Consider the following 4,679-nt stretch of genomic DNA (forward strand, 5'->3'; position numbering starts at 1 on the left):
AGCTGTGTATAAGAGACAGACCAGAGACCCCGAGCCCGGAAACCCAAAAGCCCGAGCCCGGGAAACCCAGAAGCCCGAGCCCGAAGTTTCTGTGACCCGGATTCCCAAGCCCCTGGGGCTATCTCCCAGTGCGACTTGCCACGATCACCTGAATCGCATGCTCCAACGCATACGCCGGATCAGCGCCCCCACCCTTGACCTGCTCATCAGCGTCCGCCACAGCCTGGATGGCGCGCGACAACCCCTCCGGCCCCCATCCGTTGAGCTGCCGCTTGACCCGGTCGACCTTCCACGGCGGCATCCCGAGCTGACCGGCCAGTTGCCCACCGCGTAGGTTCCGAGGCGCCCCGCCCACCTTTGCCAGCGAACGCAACCCGCCGGCCAGAGCGCTCACCAGCAACACGGGCGCGACCCCGGTGCCGAGCGCCCACCGTACCTGCTCAAGGGCTTCTCCCAGCCGCCCCTCAACAGCCGAGTCGGCCACGTTGAACCCTGTGACCTCCGCACGTCCCTTGTGGTAGCGGGCGACGGCGGCAGCACCGATCGACTTCTCCTGTGTGTCGAACGCGAGCTGACTGCAGGCCGCCGCCAACTCCCGCAGATCATTGCCCACGGCGTCGAGCAGCGCCTGGGCCGCCTCCCCCGAGATGCTCCGGCCGGCTCGCTTGATCTCCCCCTTGATGAAGTCGAGCCGCTCACCCGCCTTGGTCACCTTGTTGATGGTGACCACCTTGGCCCCGGCCTTCTTGACCCCGTCGACCAGCGCCTTGCCCTTCACCCCACCGGGATGCGCCAGCACGAGCACGGTGTCGTCGGAAGGCTGCTTGGCATACGTGACGATCTCGGCGATGACCTCCTTCGGCAGGTCCTGCGCCGACCGGATGACCACCACCGAACGATCGCCGAACAGCGATGGCGAGGTGAGCTGCGTCAACTCCCCCACGGCCACCTTCCCGCCCAGCAGGTCGTGGACCTCGATCCCCGATTCGCCCTCCCGCGCCGCCGCGACGACCGCGTTGACCGCCCGCTCTGCCAGCAGTTCCTCATCGCCGACGACCAGGGTCACAAGTGCTGGATCGGTTCCCGCCATGCCGAGCAGCATGCCACGTGCCTCCGACAACCCCAAACCAGCCGGCCCCGTCCCACACCGCACCCCGCGCCGGGACAACGACTGCCAAAGAAGCCACCACCAGTAACGCACCAACCCGCCAAACCAACAGAACAGCCCGCCAGGAGTCACCGCTGATGTGACGGTCATCAACGAAGCAGCCCACTGAGAAGACGAGTACCGAGAAGCTCCCCCACCACAGACAGCCCTCAATGGGACAACCTTCAGCGGGACAACCCCCAAGGCCCGCAACCCCAAAGCTCGCAACCCCCGAGCTCGCCACTACCAAGGCCCACACCCCGCAAGCTCGCCACTACCAAGGCTTGCAACCCTCAACACGACGGCAACCTCCTTAGACAATGGCAACGCCCTCAGGCGCCTATTCACGTTGGATCACCGCCAGGCGCCCCTCACGTTCGACTACGGCGAGATCACCCGATTGGTCCGTCCGGTAGACGTTCATGCCGAGCTGCCGCAGTCGCGCGAGCGTCATCGCCGCCGGATGTCCGTAGTCGTTGTCCTCGCCCGCGCTGATCAGCGCCGCCCGCGCACCCACGGCGGCCAGGAACGCCGGGGACTGTCGTCGCGACCCATGATGCGGGACCTTGAGAATGTCGGCGCGCACGGAAAGAGCCCCTACGAGCGCGTCCTGCGCCTCCGTTTCCATATCGCCGCTCAGCAGCGCCGAGCCGGCCCGCCATCGCACATGAACCACCACGCTGGAGTTGTTGATCACGCTCCCCTCCCCCTGCCCGAACAGCCCTTCCTGGGGCGGCCCCGGCGCGAGAACGGTCAGTTCCGACGGCCCGAACCGCCAGCGAGCGCCCAGCTGGGCGGGCCATTCGGGAGTGCGGTGGCCGGCCAGGATCCTGGTGATGCGGGACTGGGTCTGCGCGGCAGTGCGCTCCGGGCTGACGAGCACCGCCCCGACCCGTCGCCCTCTGAACACTCCCGCGAGTCCGTCCACGTGGTCGGCGTGCGGATGCGTGAGCACCAGCAGCGGCACGTCCTTGACCCCCAGGCCGCGCAGGCAGCGGTCCATCGCGACGGGATCCGGGCCGGCGTCTATCACCACCCCTCGCCCCGGCCCGGCCGCCACCACGAGCCCGTCGCCCTGACCGACGTCGCACATCACCATGAGCCACCCCTTCGGCGGCCAGGTGCCCACGATCGGGCGGACGATCAGGACGGCCACCAGGGCCGCACCCACCGCGGTGAGCGTCATCAGCCTCCACAATCGACGTCTCATGAGCGGTACTGCCACCGCCACCACGACCGCCAGCAATGCCAACCCCGCGAGGCCGCCGGGCCACGGCACGGACGCCAATGGCAGGTCCACGGCCCAGCGGGCGACGGCGATGATCCAGCCGACCGCATACCCTGCGGGAATCACGAGGGCCGCCGCCGCTTCCGGCCACAACGGCGCCACCAACGCCGCCGCGAACCCCAGCAGCGTCGCCGGCGCCACCGCCGGTGCGACCAGCAGGTTGGCGGGCACCGCGACGGCTGACAGCTGACCGTCCATGAGCACCAGCACGGGCGTCACCGCGACCTGAGCGGCGGCCGGCACCGCCACCGCCTCCGCCATCCATCGCGGCACCTGCCCTCGCATCCGACGCATCCGCCGTGCCCGCTCCGCCCTGCGGATGTCCCGAAGAGTGGACGACGGACGCGCGGCGGACTCGTTCGTGGTGGACCGGCTTTGAGCGAACTGGCCCTGAGCAGATCGACCCTGAGCAGTCTGGCCTTGGGCAGACTGACCCTGGGCGGACTGACCCTGGGCGGACCGACCCTGGGCGGACCGACCCTGGGCGGACCGACCATGAGCAGGCTGACCCTGGGCGGAGCGACCTCGTCCGAACAGGCTTCTTCCGGACGGGCTTGGGCCTGGCGGATTCAGAACACGTAGAGCGATCAAGCGGTCCTGCCAGCGGCGGGCGGTGACGAGGTGGTCGCGCCAGCGGCGGATGGCGAGGTCGTCGCGCCCCCTGTGGGCGAGGAGGCGGTCGCGCCAGCGAGGGGCCAGGAGCAGGATGCCGGCTGTCGCGGTCACCGACAGGGCGAAGGCGAACGAGCGGGCCAGGTCAGGCGCGAACAGAACCAGCAGGAGCACCGCGGCCGACAGGGCCGCCACCCCGTCCTTGGCGCGGCCCGTACCGAGGGCGACGGCGGCCACCAGACCCATGAGCAGCGCTCGCAGCACGCTGGGAGACGGGCGCGCCACCACCGTGAACGCGAGCATGGCCACAGCGGCGAAGACGGCCCTCAGGGCCAGGGGCAGGCCCACGAGACGGGACAACGCCAGCGCCGCGCCCGCGACGATCGCGAGGTTGGTACCGCTTACTGCGTTGAGGTGGCTCAGTCCTGCTTCCTTCATGTCCGAGGTGACCTGCGGATCCATGCGGGGAGACGTCACCGACTACGAGGCCTGGCAGGAGGCCACTCTGGTCTGGGGGCAGGCCGTCGGCGGCTGTTCTCAGGCCCGATCTGAGCGCTCCTGCTGAGGATTGGAGCCATGACGGAGGTGTCAGGACTTGAGGGGGTTCGCGGACGAGAAGGATCGCCGCGGTCAGGTCGCCCGGGGTGGCGGTCGCCAGGCGGCCTGTGACCTTGAGCCGCTGACTGGGGAGGAGCGTGCGCCACGCGCGGCCGCTGGCGAAGACGGTGATGGGAGCGCTCAGTCTCAGCCTTGTCCGGAGCGTTGCTCCGCCTGCCCGAATCGCCGACGTCGCTCCGTCTGCCGGGATTGCGGACGTCGCTCCTCCTGACGGAATCGCGGGCGTAGCTCCGCCAGGCAGGATTGCGGGCCCAACTCCGCCAGGTGGAATCGACGTCGTCTCCAGGGTTTCCAGGGTTGCGGTGACGATGACTTGCTCTTGGGTGAATCGGCCGCCTTTGGGCAGCCTGATCTTCGGGTCGCCGGTCAGGGTTATCTCGGCCGTGATCGTGGTGCTCTTGGCGGCGAGTTCGGCTACCGGTCCTGTGGTGATGGCGTGGATCCGGAGTGCTACCGACGCCGCTGCTGCGGCAACGCAGGCGAGGACGGCGATCGTGATGTTTCGCCGTATCCATGGGACTGTGGTTGATGCCGCCCGCCGCAACAGCATGGTCGCTGGGTTGGCCCGGGGAGATCGGGTTTGCCAGGCCAGGATGGCGGCGCCCAGCGTGGCTGCCGCCGAGACGGCCAGGCCTACTTGCGCTGGGCAGCCGAGCAGGATCAGGGCGGTGGCCCAGGCTGCCAGGGCGGGCAGGGCGAGAGGCCAGGCGTGGCCAACATTTGTCTCCAGGACAGGGCTCGGGACAAGGTCCGATCCCGAGACGGGCTCTGGGCTCTGGGCTCGGTCTGGTTGCGTAGTGGGACGTGCGTGCGGTGCAAGGCGGGATTCCGGGACGAGGCGTGAATTCGGCGCGGGGCCGGGTTCCGGGACGACGCCAGGTTCCGGGACGTGGTGGGGTTCCGGGACAAGGCGTGGATCCGGGACGTGGTGGGGTTCCGGGACGAGACGTGGATCCGGGACCTGGTGGGGATCCGGGATAAGGCGCGGATTCGGTGCGTGGCGGGGGTGAGGGT

General features: G+C 69.2%; 2 protein-coding genes. Both read right to left on the bottom strand.

What is annotated here, in order from left to right:
* Nucleotides 1–118 precede the first annotated feature (118 nt).
* Nucleotides 119–1,102: a DNA polymerase III subunit delta gene (gene holA / locus HII36_RS53410; RefSeq protein ID WP_173531066.1), complete on the bottom strand. Its 984-nt coding sequence runs from the start codon at nucleotides 1,100–1,102 to the stop codon at nucleotides 119–121.
* Nucleotides 1,103–1,487: 385 nt separating this feature from the next.
* Nucleotides 1,488–3,509, bottom strand: coding sequence for a ComEC/Rec2 family competence protein (locus HII36_RS56200; RefSeq protein ID WP_217371088.1), 2,022 nt, complete (start codon nucleotides 3,507–3,509; stop codon nucleotides 1,488–1,490).
* Between the last annotated feature and the right edge of the window lie 1,170 nt (nucleotides 3,510–4,679).

The organism is Nonomuraea antri (genome assembly GCF_013283785.1).
Classification (GTDB): Bacteria; Actinomycetota; Actinomycetes; order Streptosporangiales; family Streptosporangiaceae; genus Nonomuraea; species Nonomuraea antri.